This is a genomic window from Skermanella sp. TT6, from assembly GCF_016653635.2.
GTDB classification, from domain to species: domain Bacteria; phylum Pseudomonadota; class Alphaproteobacteria; order Azospirillales; family Azospirillaceae; genus Skermanella; species Skermanella cutis.
The window spans coordinates 644,078-659,610 of sequence record NZ_CP067421.1; the positions used below are offsets into that span (position 1 = coordinate 644,078).

At 67.4% G+C, this 15,533-nt stretch carries 17 protein-coding genes; 13 read left to right on the top strand and 4 right to left on the bottom strand.

What is annotated here, in order from left to right; all coding sequences use genetic code 11:
* Position 1: 1 nt before the first annotated feature.
* Together IGS68_RS30830 and IGS68_RS30835 are read left to right on the top strand one after the other, a co-directional pair.
* The gene (locus IGS68_RS30830) at positions 2-715 is read left to right on the top strand and encodes an amino acid ABC transporter permease (protein ID WP_201082070.1); all 714 of its coding nucleotides are present in this window, start codon (positions 2-4) and stop codon (positions 713-715) included.
* 59 nt (positions 716-774) lie between these two features.
* Complete coding sequence (locus IGS68_RS30835) at positions 775-1,593, top strand: transporter substrate-binding domain-containing protein (protein WP_201082072.1); 819 nt, start codon at positions 775-777, stop codon at positions 1,591-1,593.
* A gap of 47 nt (positions 1,594-1,640) precedes the next feature.
* On the opposite strand, the gene IGS68_RS30840 is transcribed toward IGS68_RS30835, so the two are convergent.
* Entirely contained in the window at positions 1,641-2,444 is an 804-nt protein-coding gene (locus IGS68_RS30840) for an SDR family NAD(P)-dependent oxidoreductase (RefSeq protein WP_201082074.1), read from the bottom strand.
* 121 nt (positions 2,445-2,565) lie between these two features.
* On the opposite strand from IGS68_RS30840, the gene IGS68_RS30845 reads away from it, so the two are divergent.
* Positions 2,566-3,798 carry a M20 family metallopeptidase gene (locus IGS68_RS30845; RefSeq protein WP_201082075.1) on the top strand — a complete coding sequence of 411 codons (1,233 nt, stop codon included), beginning with the start codon at positions 2,566-2,568 and terminating at the stop codon, positions 3,796-3,798.
* Positions 3,799-3,806: 8 nt separating this feature from the next.
* On the opposite strand, the gene IGS68_RS30850 is transcribed toward IGS68_RS30845, so the two are convergent.
* Positions 3,807-4,550 carry an SDR family NAD(P)-dependent oxidoreductase gene (locus tag IGS68_RS30850; RefSeq protein WP_201082076.1) on the bottom strand — a complete coding sequence of 248 codons (744 nt, stop codon included), beginning with the start codon at positions 4,548-4,550 and terminating at the stop codon, positions 3,807-3,809.
* Between the two features lie 113 nt (positions 4,551-4,663).
* Between IGS68_RS30850 and IGS68_RS30855 the strand changes: the two genes are divergently transcribed.
* Positions 4,664-6,145, top strand: a complete 1,482-nt coding sequence (locus IGS68_RS30855) for a gamma-glutamyltransferase (protein ID WP_201082077.1) — start codon at positions 4,664-4,666, stop codon at positions 6,143-6,145.
* 296 nt (positions 6,146-6,441) lie between these two features.
* Here the strand turns inward: IGS68_RS30855 and IGS68_RS30860 are convergent, their stop codons facing one another.
* The gene (locus IGS68_RS30860; protein ID WP_201082078.1) at positions 6,442-6,777 is read right to left on the bottom strand and encodes a type II toxin-antitoxin system PemK/MazF family toxin; all 336 of its coding nucleotides are present in this window, start codon (positions 6,775-6,777) and stop codon (positions 6,442-6,444) included.
* Positions 6,774-6,986, bottom strand: a complete 213-nt coding sequence (locus tag IGS68_RS30865; RefSeq protein WP_201082080.1) for an antitoxin MazE family protein — start codon at positions 6,984-6,986, stop codon at positions 6,774-6,776. Before IGS68_RS30865 ends, IGS68_RS30860 begins: the two co-directional genes overlap by 4 nt.
* 236 nt (positions 6,987-7,222) lie before the next feature.
* Here IGS68_RS30865 and IGS68_RS30870 point away from each other — a divergent pair, with 236 nt between their 5' ends.
* The 9 genes from IGS68_RS30870 (at position 7,223) to IGS68_RS30910 (ending at position 15,441) form a co-directional block, all read left to right on the top strand.
* Entirely contained in the window at positions 7,223-7,555 is a 333-nt protein-coding gene (locus tag IGS68_RS30870; protein WP_201082083.1) for a hypothetical protein, read from the top strand.
* Between the two features lie 158 nt (positions 7,556-7,713).
* Positions 7,714-8,787, top strand: a complete 1,074-nt coding sequence (locus tag IGS68_RS30875) for an IS630 family transposase (protein ID WP_201082085.1) — start codon at positions 7,714-7,716, stop codon at positions 8,785-8,787.
* A 343-nt stretch (positions 8,788-9,130) separates the two neighbouring features.
* Complete coding sequence (gene bchE / locus IGS68_RS30880) at positions 9,131-10,777, top strand: magnesium-protoporphyrin IX monomethyl ester anaerobic oxidative cyclase (protein WP_201082866.1); 1,647 nt, start codon at positions 9,131-9,133, stop codon at positions 10,775-10,777.
* Positions 10,749-11,339: a bacteriochlorophyll 4-vinyl reductase gene (bchJ, locus tag IGS68_RS30885; protein ID WP_201082087.1), complete on the top strand. Its 591-nt coding sequence runs from the start codon at positions 10,749-10,751 to the stop codon at positions 11,337-11,339. The genes bchE and bchJ overlap by 29 nt, the downstream gene beginning before the upstream one ends.
* Before the next feature lie 21 nt (positions 11,340-11,360).
* Complete coding sequence (locus IGS68_RS30890; RefSeq protein WP_201082088.1) at positions 11,361-11,696, top strand: hypothetical protein; 336 nt, start codon at positions 11,361-11,363, stop codon at positions 11,694-11,696.
* Between the two features lie 39 nt (positions 11,697-11,735).
* Positions 11,736-12,641: a MurR/RpiR family transcriptional regulator gene (locus tag IGS68_RS30895; RefSeq protein ID WP_371821961.1), complete on the top strand. Its 906-nt coding sequence runs from the start codon at positions 11,736-11,738 to the stop codon at positions 12,639-12,641.
* A 48-nt stretch (positions 12,642-12,689) separates the two neighbouring features.
* A complete protein-coding gene (locus tag IGS68_RS30900; RefSeq protein ID WP_201082089.1) occupies positions 12,690-13,346 on the top strand; it encodes a cysteine hydrolase family protein in 657 nt (218 codons plus the stop codon).
* Positions 13,346-14,680 (top strand): type I glutamate--ammonia ligase, encoded by a 1,335-nt coding sequence (locus IGS68_RS30905; protein ID WP_201082090.1) that lies wholly within the window; start codon positions 13,346-13,348, stop codon positions 14,678-14,680. Before IGS68_RS30900 ends, IGS68_RS30905 begins: the two co-directional genes overlap by 1 nt.
* On the top strand, positions 14,680-15,441 hold the full coding sequence (locus IGS68_RS30910) for an N-formylglutamate amidohydrolase (RefSeq protein WP_201082091.1): 762 nt from the start codon (positions 14,680-14,682) through the stop codon (positions 15,439-15,441). Before IGS68_RS30905 ends, IGS68_RS30910 begins: the two co-directional genes overlap by 1 nt.
* The last annotated feature ends 92 nt before the right edge of the window (positions 15,442-15,533 follow it).

Below are 15,533 nucleotides of genomic sequence, written 5' to 3' on the forward strand. Positions count from 1 at the left end.
CATGGACTTCGACCTGGGCATCGTCCTGCGCAACGGGCAGCCCCTGCTGGAAGGATTCCGGCTGACCCTGCTGATCACCCTCGTGGCACTCGCCATCGGCATCGCGGGCGGCGCCGTGGTCTGTGCCGGCCGGCTGTCCCGCCGGTCCTGGATCCGCCGGATCGCAGGCGCCTACGTCACCTTCTTCCGGACCACGCCGGAGATGATCCTGATCTTCTGGGGCTATTACTGCCTGCCCCGGATCCTGGGCGGCGAACTGTCCAGCTTCTGGACCGGCAGCCTGGCGCTGGGCCTGGTCACCGCGGCCTATGCCGGCGAGATCTTCCGCGCCGGGGTCGAGGCGGTGCCGAAAGGCCAGTTCGAGGCGGCCGAGGCGCTCGGCCTGCCGAGGCTGGTGCGCTGGCGCTCCGTCATACTGCCGCAGGCCCTGCGCCAGGTGATCGGGCCGTTGATGAACTACTTCACCGAACTGGTGAAGAACACGACGCTCCTGTCCGCGATCGGGACCGGCGAGTTGGCGCTGCAGGCTTCGCTGCTGGGCGGCCAGACCTTCCGGTACCTGGAGTTCCTCACCGCCATCGCGGTCGGGTACTTCATCATCATCTTCCCGATCACCATGCTGTCCCGCCGCTTCGAGGTGCGGCCGGGGACGCCGACCGCCGCGCGCCCCCGCCGGCTCGGCGCCGCGACGATGCGGTCGCTGGTCGCCCGGTGACGGGCGGCGGCCATGACCAACGACGGAACAAGAACGACAGTCGAACAAGGGAGCCTCACGTGACGATCCGCAAATTGACGAACAGCCTCATCGGCGCGCTGGCCGGCATCGCGATCGGCTTTGCCGCCCTGTCCGCCTCGGCCCAGAACCTGATCCGGGAGATCCAGGAACGGGGTACGCTGAAGGTCGGCATGGCCGAAAGCCCGCCCTGGCAGTCGCCCAACCCGGCGAGCGGCGAGTACGAAGGGTTCAACGTCGACCTCGCCAAGCGGGTCGCCGAGATCATGGGGGTCGAGCTCCAGATCGTGCCGGCGACCTGGTCCACCCTCGTGCCGGGCCTGACCGCCAAGCAGTACGACGTGATCTTCGCCAACCTCTTCGCCACGCCCCAGCGTGCCCTGGCGGTGAACTTCACCGAACCCTACTCTACCTACGGCTTCCATGTCGTGGTGAACGCGAATTCCCCCGTCACTTCGCTCGACCAGCTGAACGATCCGTCCGTCACCTTCGTGGGCGTCAGCGGGACCGTCGAGGAGGCCTACCCCAAGGAGCTGTTCCCGAACGCGACGACCAGGGGGATCGTCGCCCCCGACGTGCCGGCCTGGATCGGCGAAGTGGCTTCCGGCCGTGCGACCGCCGCCTTCCTCGATCCCGGCACCTTCCGCATCCTGAAGGCCAAGAATCCCAACCTGGAAAAGCGCCTGCGCGTCCTGAACGGCGAAGACAACCTGGTGAAGCCGGTCGGCCTTGCCTACGCGGTGCGGCCGGAAGAGGCGCACATGCTCCAATTCCTGAACACCTTCATCCGCGACGTGGTCCGCAACGGAGAGACCGTGACGCTGCGCGACAAGTGGTTCGACCAGATGGCCCAGCGCTGATCCGGTGCGGCCGCCGGCCCCGCGACGGGAGCCGGCGGCCGTGAGGCTCAGCCGACCTGCCATCCGCCGTCCACGACCACGGACTGGCCGGTGACGTAGCGGCTGAGATCCGACGCGAGATAGACGTAAGTCCCCGCCAGATCATCGAGGGAACCAAGATGGCCTATCGGAATGCGGCTCTCCAGGGCGCCGCGCACTTCCGCCTCGCCGACGCCGCGAAGGCCGGCGCGATCGCGGAAAAGCTGCCGGATCATGTCCGTGTCCATCTGGCCCGGGCACACCGAATTGACCAGGATGCCGTGCGGAGCCAGTTCGGCGGCGAGGCATTCTGCCAGGCCGATCTGGCCGAACTTGGACGCGGCGTAGGCCGAGTTCTCCCGCCCGCCCCGCCTGCCGAAGAGGGACGAGGTCATGATGATCCGGCCGCCCCGGCCGCTGGCGATCATGGCGCGGGCCGCCACCGTCGCGGTGATGAAGGCGCCCGTCAGGTTCACGTCGAGGACGCGGCGGAACTCCGCCGCGCTCATGTCCACGCCGTGCTTCAGCGCCAGGATGCCGGCATTGGCGACCGCGCAGTCGAGCCCGCCGAAGCGCCCGATGGTGTCCTCCACCGCCCGGCCGGTCGCCGCGTCGTCGGTGACGTCGAGGGTCACCGCATGGATCCGGCCCGGTGCGATGGCCTCCAGCTCCGTGGCGGCCGAGGCGAGCCGGTCGGCCGCCACGTCGGCGACCGTTACGCGGGCGCCCTGCCGCACGAAGGCGCGGGCGACGGCGAGGCCGATGCCCTGCGCGCCGCCGGTGATCAGGGCGGTCTTGCCGTGAAGAAGTTCGCCGTTCGGTTCGGTGGACATTCTCTGCCTTTCCTTTGAGGTTTGTCAAAATTAGACAAGAGAAAAATCCACATATCTCAGTCTTTGGCAATGAAAAAGATCGAGAGCTTCAAATAAAACTAAAGTCAAAATGGTGATGGTAATGATCCCAACTCAAGTCGTCGATGATGACCTGATCCGGGAGGTCAGTCAGGCCGTCGAGGAGCGCCGGGGTGAACTGCTCGATCTGTGCCGTGCCCTGGTCGAGACGCCCAGCGCCAATCCTCCCGGCGACACGACGGGGGTGGCGGCGATCCTCGGGGCCTATCTCGCCGGCCAGGGCATCGCCAGCCGCACCGCCGGCCGCAGCGCGATCAAGCCGAACCTGGTCGCCGAGATCGCCGGCCGCGGGCAGGGCCGACACCTGATCTTCAACGTGCATCTCGACACGCTGCAACCGGGGAACGAGTCGGACTGGACCGTGCCGATCCATCGGATGACCCGGCGCGACGGGCGCCTCCACGGGCTCGGCATCGGCAACATGAAGGGGGCCGTCGCGGCGCAGGCGCTGGCGACCGCCCTGCTGGCCCGGCGGTTCGGCGACTGGTCCGGCCGGATCAGCTTCACCGCCGTCGCGGACGAGACGGTTTTCGGGCCGGACGGCGCGGCCTTCCTGCTGGAGGATGACCGGAGCCTGATCGGCGACGCGGTGATCTGCGGCGAAGGTCCGGGGCGGCTCGGCCTCGCCCTGGCCGAGAAGGGCGTGTGCTGGCTGGAGATCGAGGCGCGGGCGCCGTCGCGCCAGGGCATGCTGGCACGCCGCGGCGAATCCGCCATCGTCCGGCTAGCCGCGGTGATCGGCGAGCTGGATGCCTTGAACGAATTGCGGGTCGACCCGCCGGCGGAGATCGCCTCGGTCGCGCGCGACGGCGACGACGGGCTGCGCCTGTCGGTCAATCCGGGGACCATCGCCGGCGGCTATTTCGTCAGCCAGATGGCCCCGAAGGCCAGCGTCGCCGTCGATTTCAGGATTCCTCCAGGCCTGACGGTGGAGGCGGTCGAGGCCAGGGTCGCCGCGATCGTCGCCCGCTATCCCGACATGTCCTTCAGCCGCATCAAGGCTTGGGACCCCAACTGGACCGGTATGGCGACGCCGGTCGCCCAGGCGCTCGCGCAGGCCCACGGGCGGATCCGGGGTGAAACGGCGCGGACCGTCGTCCGGCTGCCGGCCAGCGATGCCAGCAGATGGCGGGCGCTGGGGGTGCCCGCCATCTGCTACGGACCGCAGGCCGACACGGTTTCCGGCGTGGACGACCATGTCCTGGAGCAGGATCTGCTGGATTGCGCGAAGATCTACACGCTGGCCGCCCTGTCCTTTCTGCGGCGGTCGTCGTGACCGGCGCGTCAGACCGCGGAGTAGCCGCCGTCCACGACGATCGAGCCGCCGGTCACGTAGCGCGCCGCGGCGGACGCGAGGAACAGCACCACCCCGGCGACGTCGGCCGGCTCGCCCTGGCGCCGCATCGGGATGCTCCGCACCAGCGACTGTTCCGCCGCGCCGGGATCGGGCTGGAACGACCAGAAAGGTGCGTTGAAGGGCGTTTCGATCCATCCCGGCAGGATGCAGTTGACCCGGATGCCGTCCGGCGAGAGTTCGTCGGCGAGGCTGCGCGCAAGGCCGAGGAGACCGGCCTTCGTCGCATGGTATGCCGGCATGCCGGCATGGCCCCGCAAGGCGCCGGTCGAGGACGTGAAGATCACGCTGGGGTTCCCCGATACCCGCAGATGAGGGGCGGCGGCCTGGGTCAGCAGGAAGGGGGCCCGCAGATTGACCGCGAGGCTGCGGTCCCAGGCATCGGCGGTCCAGTCGGCGAGCGGCGCGGAGCGAAGGATCCCGGCATTGGCGAAAACGGTGTCGAGCCCGCCGAACGCAGCCACCGCGGCCTGGACCGCCGCCCCGGGGGCGGCAGGATCGGCAAGATCGCAGGCGAAGGCCGCGCCCCGGCCCGCAAACTGCTCGCCGGCCGCCCTTTCGGCTCCGTCGCGGTCGATATCCGCCAGCAGGACGTCGTCTCCTTGCCTTCGGAATGCCCGCATGGTCTCGAGGCCGATGCCGGTGGCTCCTCCGGCGATGAGTATTCGTGCCATCTCTATTCCTTCGGCAGAGTTGCGTTGATATATATTGTACAATGGAGATGAAAGATCAATGATCATCTATTTAGATGAAGTAATTAGTGATTTTGACACCAGTGGGGACTGCCATGATCTTTGACATGTTCTCCAGCCCGGTCAGGCCGGCCCTGCGCGGCGAGAGGGGGGCGGTGTCAGCCGCCCATCCCTCGGCGACCGCGGCCGGGCAGTGGATGCTGGCCCGCGGCGGATCGGCCGCCGACGCGGTGATCGCCGCCCAGGCGGTGCTAAGCGTCATCTGCCCGGAAGCCGGCGGCCTCGGCGGCGACGCCTTCTTCATGGCGCGCGACGCCGCCGGACAGGCGGTCGCGGTCAATGCCGCCGGCGCGTCCGCCGCGGCCGCCGATCCCGCCGTCCGCGTCGGCGAGGACGGGTCGAGCGTGACCGTGCCGGGCATGGTCGCCGGTTGGGGAACGCTGCATGGGCGGTTCGGACGCCTGCCGCTGTCCGCTGTCCTGGAACCCGCCATCGTTCTGGCGGAATCCGGCTGCCGGGTCCGTCCCCAGCTTGCCCGCGCGGTCGATGCCCAGCGCTCCCGGCTGGTGCGTGCGGGTGCCGGGGACTGGGCTGTCGTCATCGCTTCCGATGCCGGCGCCGTGCTCCGCCAGCCCGAGCTGGCGCGTACCCTGCGGTCGATCGCGCAGGAGGGGCCGCGCTGGTTCTATGACGGACCGCTGGCCCGGACCATCGCCGGCCGCGTCTCGGCCTGCGGCGGCCGGCTGGATGCCGGTGACTTCGCCCGCCACGACAGTGTCGTGGTCGCGCCGGTCTCGCTGTCCTGGCGCGGCGCGACCGTCCATGTCCAGCCGCCCGCTTCCCAGGGCGTCCTGCTGGCGATGGCCCTGAAGGGCCTGGACCGTCTGGCCGATATCCCGGCGGATCGGCTCGACCATGCCTGTGTCGAGCTGACCGAAGCCGCGTTCGCGTTTCGCCATCGAGCGGGCGAGGGAGCGGCGTTGCTGGACGAACCGCTTGCGGTGGACCTGGACCGGGCGGCGCGGCGCGGCGGGCCTCGGGCCTACCTGCACACGGCCGGTGCCGCGGCGTCCGATGCGGACGGGCTGGTGATCTCATCCCTGCTCAGCGTATTCGACGATTTCGGGTCCTGCATCCCGGTACCCGAGGGCGGTTTCGTGCTGAACAACCGGGCGGCCGGCTTCACCCTGGCGCCCAACGATTTCGCGCCGGGCAAGCTGCCCGTCCACACGCTGGCCCCGATCCTCGTGGAGGCCGACGGCTTCTGCGCGGGGCTTGCGACCCCCGGTGCCGACGGTCAGGTCCAGACGCTGCTGCAGGTCCTGGCCGCGGTGTTCGTCGCCGGCGCCGACCTGGCGAGCGCCATCGACAAACCCCGCTGGCGCAGCGAGGGCGGAGAGCTGCTGATCGAGCGGGAACACCCGGCCGCGGAGCGGCTGGCGGCGTTGGGGCATGACCTGCGTCCCCTGCCGGCCGGCGACATGCGGTTCGGCGGGGTCGTCTGCGCCGGCCTTGCCGGGCAGGCTCCCTTCGCGGTCTCGGATTGGCGGCGGGAGAACTGGTCGGGCGTCGTCTGAGGGCATGTTTGGAGCGGGCCGGCCCCAGCCGATTTCCGGCGGCTGTCGGCGTCAACCCTGTCTTTGCCGGTGCCCTGGCGGCCAGCGGCGAGGGCGATGCCGGCCCAGTGCCTCCTTTGCTGGACCGGATCGCGCTGCCCCTCGTCACGTCATGGTTGGCAAAGGCCGTGACGGCGACAGGTTGAAAACCCCGATCTAAGACAAGGGCGCGAAGCCCGCCTTTCCCGGGCGAGCATCCCGTAAACTATTCGGTACGCTTTACTCCCTTCCGCACTTTCTGATTGTATGATGAACGATTACCCTGCAATCCCGAGAAATACCGGCAGGGCGCGATTGAGCTGGACCAGTTCGGCATCGCTCAAGCGGCCGAACACGGCCCCCATGTTTCTCCGCCTGACGGTCGCGATCTTGTCGATCATGAGCCAGGAGGTCTGGCGAAGGTTGTTGGCCGGCGCCGGATCGATGCGCAGTCTCAGCAATGGGGCGTCGATGCCGATGGAGGTCAGCAGCGAAACGGTCACGCTGTCGGTTTCCGGAAAATCGTTGGACTGGATGATCACCGCGGGCCGGGGCTTGCCGTCATAGTCGCCGCCGATCCGACCAGCGATGGTGACCAGATCGCCGCGCCTCACGGCCTGTCGCCAAGATCCTGGATATCTTCGAGGAAGTCCATGGTGTCGGCTTTGTCGGGTGCGGCGGCGACGGCACGGGACTGCCGCCGCGCCTCTTCCTTGAACGTGGGGGAGCGGACATCCGGCACCCAGATCTGGATCGGCCTCAGCCCCTGCGCGCGAAGCTGTGCCCGGTGGGTTCGGACACGGTGACGGACGGTCGAAGGCATGGCATATCTCCCCAGCTGTTACATGTAACATAGGCGGGCCGGGCAGGAATTCACATAGGCCGAAGTTCCCAGGATCCAGACCCGACATAGACATACGGCACCATGGTTGCGATCGTGAGTGAACCGCCCGAAGATCGGCCGCAGGGCGAAAACGCAACCGGGCCGGAGAATAATCGTGTGGGAGAAGTCCGTGGCGGTGAAGAGGAAGTTCGTAGCGATCGGATCCGGAGATCCCAGTGTCGAGTCCTGAGCGCTATCCGCTGACGCCGGACGGTCGGTACTTCGTGGTCCGGGGCCGGCTGTGGCGCACGAGCAATCCGGACCTCGATCCGGCCGAGCGTGAACGGCTCGTGCGCGAGCTGATGGCGGCCCGGCGAGCCGTCCGTGCTTCCAGAGGCGAGCCAGTCGCGCTGGCCACGGCACGGACCCACGTCGATGCGGCGAAACGGTCGCTGGGCGAACGTGGTCCGGCCTGGTGGACCGACGGATCTCCCGACTACAATCGGCACATGGCGGCGAACACTCCCTACGCGGCCTGGTTCGCTTCTCTCGGCGAGGAGCAGGCATGACGGGCTGGCGTCGTGCAGCCTCTTCGGCGCGTGGGCCTCGAGACCCCTGTGCTTGTGACCTGTGCAGCGTTGTCGCGGCACGTCCCGCCAGAGGGCGCCTAGTGCATTGACGCCGACAAGGGATTCACACAAGGGCGGCATTGTGCGAGTCTGGGGTCATGGCCCAGACAGTCAGCGTCATCGTCAGCCCTGAGGACCGCGCGCGGTTGGCCGCCGTCATCGGGGACCGCAGCCGCCCGCTCAAACACACGCAGCGGGCCCGTATCGTGCTTCTGTCGGCGGATCGACTGCCGGTCCTGGAAATCGCCCGGCAGACCGGGGTAAGCCGCCCCTCGGTTTGGCGCTGGCAGCGTCGCTTCGCCGAGAAGGGCGTGGACGTGCTGCTGCGCGAACCCAGCCGCAAGCCGGGCAAGGCTCCGGTCCCGGAGGAGACGGTTCGGCGGATCGTCGCCCTGACCTGCGCGGAACCGCCCGGAACGGCGACCCACTGGACCGGGCGGGCGATGGCCGAGGCGGTCGGTCTGAGCCTGCGCACGATCCAGCGGATCTGGGAGGCGCATCGGCTCCAGCCCCACCGCATCCGCACCTTCAAGCGGTCCAACGATCCGGCCTTCGCCGCCAAGGTCGAGGATGTCGTCGGCCTCTACATGGACCCACCCGCCCACGCGGTGGTCATATCCATCGACGAGAAATCGCAGATCCAGGCGCTCGACCGCACCCAACCGGGACTGCCGCTGAAGCCGGGAAAATGCGGAACCATGACCCACGACTACAAGCGCCACGGCACCACCACCCTGTTCGCGGCCCTGAACGTGCTGGACGGCACCGTGGTCGGCCGCTGCATGAGCCAGCACCGTCATCAGGAGTTCATCAAGTTCCTCAACGCCGTCGAGCGCGCCGTTCCGGCGGGCAGGATCGTCCATGCCATCCTGGACAACTACGCCACCCACAAGCACCCGAAGGTGCAGGTCTGGCTGGCCGATCACCCGCGTTGGGTTTTCCATTACACGCCCACCTCGGCGTCCTGGCTGAACGCCGTCGAGGGCTTCTTCTCGACCCTGACCCGCAAGCGCCTGAAGCGTGGCGTCTTCTCCTCCGTCCCCCAACTGGAGGACGCGATCCGCCGCTTCATCAAGGAGCATAACGGCAAGGCAAAACCCTTCGTCTGGACCAAGCCCGCCGAGACCATCCTGGAAAAGCTCAGGCGCCTTCCCGCTGCATCCCTTCAATGAGTCGCTGCACTAGAGCCGTGCCCGATCAGATGCGTTGCGCCATGGGCGCAACCTACGATCGTCAGTTCGCATCACCTCCGCCCTGCATCGAGCCGTAGGTTGCGCCCATGGCGCAACGCTGTGCGGCGGGTGGAACGGCCGGCTGCGACGTTCGAAGCGGTTCAACCTGATCGGGGGCCGCTCTAGGCCCGCCGCACGGATCCGCTCTCGTCGCTCCTGTCGCCCAGGGTCGTTCCCGGGTCGCGCAAGCGGCCCCGGCGAGCCGAACAGGGTGGTTGATCCATGTCATTTAATTTTGACATTTAATGATGTCAGAGTTTTTGGACATTCATGGGAGATCGCCATGCGTATCCTTCTCATTCATCCGAACTACCATTCCGGCGGAGCCGAGATCGCGGGCAACTGGCCGCCGGCTTGGGCGGCGTACCTGACGGGGGCGCTGAGATCGGCCGGATATTCCGACATCCGTTTCATCGACGCCATGACGAACGATCTGTCGGAGGCGGATCTTCGCGCCATCCTGGCGGACGAGAAGCCTGACGTGGTCGGCGTTACCGCGATCACTCCCTCGATCTACAAGGCGGAAAGCGTGCTCAGGCTCGTGAAGGATCTGCACCCGGACGCGGTGGCCGTCCTGGGCGGCGTCCATGGGACCTTCATGTACCAGCAGGTTCTCAGCGAGGCTCCCTGGATCGACGTGATCGTCCGGGGCGAGGGCGAAGAGGTCCTGGTCGATCTGATCCGTACGATCGACGAAGGCCGATGGCCGGCCGACCGTCAGGCCGTCAAGGGGATCGCCTTCACGGAGACCGGTCCGGACGGAAAAAGGATCGTCGCGACGCAAGCCGCCCCCACGATCAAGAATCTCGACGCCATCACGCCCGACTGGAGCATTCTGGAGTGGGAGAAGTACAAATACATTCCTCTGAATGCCCGCGTGGCTATTCCCAGCATGGCGAGAGGCTGCCCTTTCACCTGCTCCTTCTGTTCGCAGTGGAAGTTCTGGCGGGACTATCGCTTCCCCGATCCGAAGAAAGTGGTCGATGAGATCGAGACGCTGCACGATCGCTACGACGTCCGGTTCTTCATCCTGGCCGACGAGGAACCGACGATCAATAAGAAGAAGTTCATCGAGTTCTGTCACGAACTGATCGCGCGCGGCTTGCCGGGAAAAGTCCTTTGGGGAATCAACACGCGGGTGACCGACATCCTGCGCGACGAGAACATCCTTCCGCTCTATCGCAAGGCCGGCCTTATCCACGTGTCGCTGGGCACGGAAGCGGCGGCGCAGATGAAACTCGACCGCTTCAACAAGGAGACCAGGGTCGCCGATAACAAAAAGGCGATCCGCCTTCTACGGGAAGCCGGAATCGTGGTGGAAGCCCAGTTCATCGTCGGATTGGAGAACGAAACTGCGGAAACGCTGGAAGAAACATACAGGATGGCGCTGAGCTGGAAGCCGGATCTGGCGAACTGGGCGATGTACACCCCCTGGCCTTTCACGGCGCTGTTCCAGGAACTGCGGGATAAGGTCGAGATCTTCGATTTCGAGAAGTACAATTTCGTCACGCCGATCATCAAGCCGGAATCGATGGACAGATCCGAACTTCTGGACCGGGTCATGAGCAACTATCGGCGTTTCTACATGAGGAAAGCCCTGTTCTCATACCCCTGGTCGGGTACGGGACAGCGGCGGCGATACCTGTTCGGCTGCCTCAAGGCGTTTCTCAAATCCGGATTCGAGCGCAAATTCTACGATCTGGGCAAGGTCGGCTACTGGGGACCCCAGTCGAAGAAGAGCGTGGATTTCCATTTCGACCGGAGCCGCACCACCGCGCCGATCCAGGCGGACGACTGGCCATCGAGCGCCGGGCGGAGCGGGAAGACCAGGGCGGCGAAGGGGACGATGCGGGCTTCGGTCAAGGCTTGCGGCGGCGGCACGGAACAGATGGAGGACGCGGATGAATCCCGTTCCGGCCATCGGGCCTAATGCGGTCACCCGGATCGTCCCGGCGCTGACGCGGATGGGCCTCGACGGAATGGCGCCGCAAGTCTTCGCCGGGGCCGGCGTCGCGGGGTGGCTTGCCGATCCGCCGACGGCCATGGTCGACGAGCGGCTGGTCGCGGGCCTGCACCGGACCGTGCGCGCCCGGCTGCCTCCGGACCAGGCACTCCTGGTGCTGGCGGAGGCCGGCCGCCTGACCGCCGACTATCTGCTGTCGGCCCGCATTCCCCGGTCGGCGCAAGCCGTCCTGAAGCTGGTCCCGTCATCCCTGTCCGCGTCGCTGCTGGTCGGCGCGATCGCCGCGCATGCCTGGACCTTCGCCGGCTCCGGGCGGTTTTCGGCGCGCAGGGGAAAGCCGCTGTTGCTGGAAATAAGGAACAATCCGCTATGCCTGGGCGATCATGCGGCAGCGCCCGTCTGTTCGTGGCATGCCGCGGTGTTCCGCAGGTTGTTCGAGGTGCTTGTTTCGTGTGACGTCCAGGTCGACGAAGTGGATTGCGAGGCCTGCGGCGGCGATGCCTGCCTTTTCTCAATCGCCTGGCCCTGAGTTGTCGAGGCCCGGGACGACGTGCTTTGGGGCGAGGACGGCGACCAGGGCATGTGGAGGCGGAAGAGCCCGTTCAAGGGGCGTCAGTTCACTTCGGAGGTGATCCTGTGGGCGGTGCGCTGGTACCTGCAGTTCCGCCAGCGGCCAAAGCCCCCGGCCCGGACCCTGCGCGCCCGGAAGGTCGCGGCGGCCGTCGAATGTGGAGCCGTCAACAGGATGACCAACTTCGGCATGCCCGCCTCCTGCATGTCCGCCCGAACCAAAGTCACCAGGCCCGAAACCGTCCGCCAGACAGGCGAATTGCGCACCGGTGCCCGTCAAAGGTTCTTCATCGTTGACATGAACTGGGGTTTCTGAAAGAAATCTTTCAGAATATGGCAAGGCATGACCATGGACGTGCGGCTTCTCGACGTGCTGACGAAATCGGGATTGGCGCTGACCCCGTCCGAAGCCAAGATCGTCCAGGTGCTGCTGACAGATTATCCTTTCTCCGGTTTCGGAACGGCCACCAGTCTCGCGCGCAAGGCCGGCGTCAGCGATCCGACGGTGACGCGCCTCGTCGCCAAGCTCGGTTTCGGCGGTTTCCAGGATTTCCAGTCGAAGCTTCTGGCCGAGGTCGAGGCGCACCTCCATTCCCCGTTGCTGATGATGGACGCCAAGCGTCCCGGCGCCGTCGAGAGCGCCGCGCAGGGATACCTGGAGTCGGTGACCCGCAACCTCGAGAGGACCCGGACCGCCGTCCCCCTTCAGAATTACGACCGGGCGGTCGGCATGCTCTGGGAGACGAAAGGACGGGTCGTCCTGCTGGGCGGGCGGTTCAGCCGAAGCCTGGCGGCGATGCTTGCCGGGTACCTGATCCAGTTCCGCTCGGGCGTGCATGACCTGGGCACCTTGGCGCCCGAGAAGTTCGACATCCTGGTCGACCTGGGCAAGAGAGACCTGCTCGTCGTCTTCGATTACCGGCGCTACCAGTCGGACGTGGTCAGCTTCGCTTCCCAGGCCGCGAAGCGCGGAGTCCGCATTCTCCTCTTCACCGACGTCTGGCTGTCGCCGATCGCGGCGTTCGCTGCCGTCACCATGGTGGTGCCGGTGGAGGCGGATTCGCCTTACGACACGATGGCACCCGCCGTCGCGCAGATGGAGGCCGTCGTTGCCCACGGGATCAGCCGCTACGGCGACCTCGACCGGACGCGGATCGAGATGTTGGAACGGATCCGCAGCGCCAACGCGGTGACGCTCGGCGATCCATCGGACGGACCGACCGCCGGTGCGCCGGCTTCGCCCGGCGATGACCAAGCCTGACGACCGGACACGGACCACCAGGAACCCGAACCCTACCGGAGCACCGCCATGACGGAAACCATAACTCGCCGAGACGCGCCTTACGAATCCGGCAGGACGGCGCTCCTCCTCGTCGACATGCAGCGCATCTGGCTGGAACCCGGCCTCGATCCGGCGCATCCGGACCGGACCGCCGACCACTACTTCCACCGGGAAACCGCGGGTCGCGTGATCCCCAACCAGCAGCGGCTGCTCGGAAGCGCCCGCAAGGCCGGTGTCGAGGTGCTGCACACCATCATCCGGAGCCTGACCGAGGACGGCCGCGACCGTTCGCTCGACCACAAGCTGACGCCGATCCATATCCCGCCCAGCTTGGAGGAGGGCCTGCCCCCGCCGGAACTGGCGCCCGTCGGCGACGAGATCCTGCTGCCCAAGACGTCGTCCGGCGTCTTCAACTCGACCAACATCGACTACCTGCTGAAGAATCTCGGCATCCGGTATCTCGTGGTGGCCGGAATCCTGACCGACCAGTGCGTCGACATGACGGTCCGGGACGGTGCCGACAAAGGCTATCTGGTCACCTGCGTCTCGGATGCCTGCGCCGCGCCGACGCCGGAGCGGCACGGGAACGCCCTGAAGGCCTTCGGCGGCTACTGCTGGGTGACGGACACCGAAACGGTCGTCTCCCGTTTCGACGCGCTCGGTTCGGTCCGGGGAGCGGCGTGATGGGCGAACAGGCGAACATGTTTCCGGGGACGCCGCTGGTCAGCGTCGTCACGACGGATCTGGCCGCCATCACGCGGGGCCGGCCGCTCCCGGCCGGGCGCCTCGACCGGGTGGCGGAAGCGGGGGTCGGCTGGGTGCCGGCCAATCTCTGCCTGACCGCCTTCAACTCGATCTCCGATCCGAACCCCTGGGGCTCGACCGGCGACCTCCGCATCCTGCCGGACTTGGCCGCACGCTACACGACCGCGCGGACCGGTTCCCCGACGCCCTTCGACATGGTCATGGGCGACATCGTCGAGCTTGACGGCACGCCCTGGCAGGGCTGCCCGCGCACTTGGCTGAAGAATGCGCTCGCAGCGCTCGAGCAGGCGACCGGCCTCCGCGTGCTCGCGGCATTTGAGCAGGAATTCCAGCTCGCCGGCGAGGGGACCGCGGCGCACGCCTTCTCGTTCGAGGCGCTGCGCCGCGTCGACCCCTTCGCGCCGCGCCTCTTCGCCTGCCTGGAGGAGGCCGGCATCGATCCGGAGATGGTGCTTGCCGAGTACGGCGACCGGCAGTTCGAGATCACCCATGCACCCGCCGACGCCCTGACGGCCGCCGACCGCGCCGTGGCGATCCGGGAGCTCACCCGCGAGGTCGCCCGCGTCCTGGGAACGCGGGCCAGCTTCGCCCCTAAGCCCGATCCCGAAGGCGTCGGCAACGGGGTCCATATCCATTTCAGCCTGTTCGGCCCCGGCGGCGCGCCGGCCACGTATGACGCCGGCGGCCCGGGAGACCTGTCGGAGGCGGCGGGCGCCTTCTGCGCCGGCATCCTGCGCCACCTTCCCGCCCTCACGGCGCTGACGGCGGCCAGCGTGCCGTCCTACCTGCGCCTCAAGCCGCACAGTTGGAGCTCGTCCTATACCTGGCTCGCGGAGCGCGACCGCGAGGCGGCTCTCCGCATCTGCCCGACTGTTTCGATCGGGGGACGGGACCCGGCGAAACAGTTCAACATCGAGTTCCGGGCCGCCGATGCGACCGCCAATCCCTATCTGGCGCTGGGCTCCCTGGTCCTGGCCGGCCTTGCCGGCATCGCCGCAAAGCTGCCGACGCCACCGCTGGTCACGGGCGACCCGTCGGTCATGGACGAGGCCGAACGGGCCGGGAAAGGGCTGGTCCGGCTGCCGGAAACGCTCGACGCGGCGCTGGCGGCGTTCGATGCCGATCCCGTCGTGCAGGGCTGGTTCACCCGGCCGTTCGCGGAGAGCTATGTCGGCGTGAAACGGGCCGAGATCGCCCATCTGCGCGGCAAGTCGCCCGCCGAGGTCTGCGAACTCTACCGGGCGCTCTACTGATGCGGGATAGCGCGGCGGACTGGCCCGACGCGGTCGAAACCGTCAACCCGTCGGGGGCCTCCGAGATCGTGCTGATCTGCGAGCATGCGTCCAACCACATCCCGCAGGAGTACGGGCGGCTCGGTCTGTCCGATGCCGATCTGCGGACCCATATCGCCTGGGACATAGGCGCCGCCGAGGTGACGCGCCGTCTCGCCCGGACGCTCGACGCGCCGGCGTTTCTCGGCACCTATTCAAGGCTGCTCATCGACCTGAACAGGCCGTTCGAGAGCCCCGCCAGCATTCCCGCCCGGTCGGAGGCGACCGACGTCCCCGGCAACATCGGGCTCGACAGCGCCGAGATCCGCCGGCGCCGGCGCATCGTCTTCAGCCCGTTCCATGACCGGATCGCATCGTTCCTGGACCGGCGGCGGGCCGTCGGGCACCCGACCCGGATCGTCACGATCCACAGCTTCACGCCGGTGTTCCTGGGCGTGGCGCGGCCATGGCACGCGGGCATCCTGTTCGACCGGTCGGGGGACTTCGCCCACGACGTCATCGAGAAACTGGCCTGCGGCTCCGGCCTCAACGTCGCGGCGAACCAGCCCTACGTCGTCGACCGGGAGGGCGACTACGCCGTCCCGGTGCACGGGACCGACCGGGATCTTCCGGCGATCCTGGTCGAGATCCGCAACGACCTGATTTCGAGCGCCCGCGGGATAGCCGACTGGAGCGACCGGCTCGCCCCCGTGCTGCGGTCGTCGTGCGACGGCCGGAGCTAGCGACCAAAGTGGTATCACTCCTGCGATGCGGAAGTATGTGAATCAACAGAATACCCGGATTGCGGAGAGACTGAAAAAATCATTTCATAACC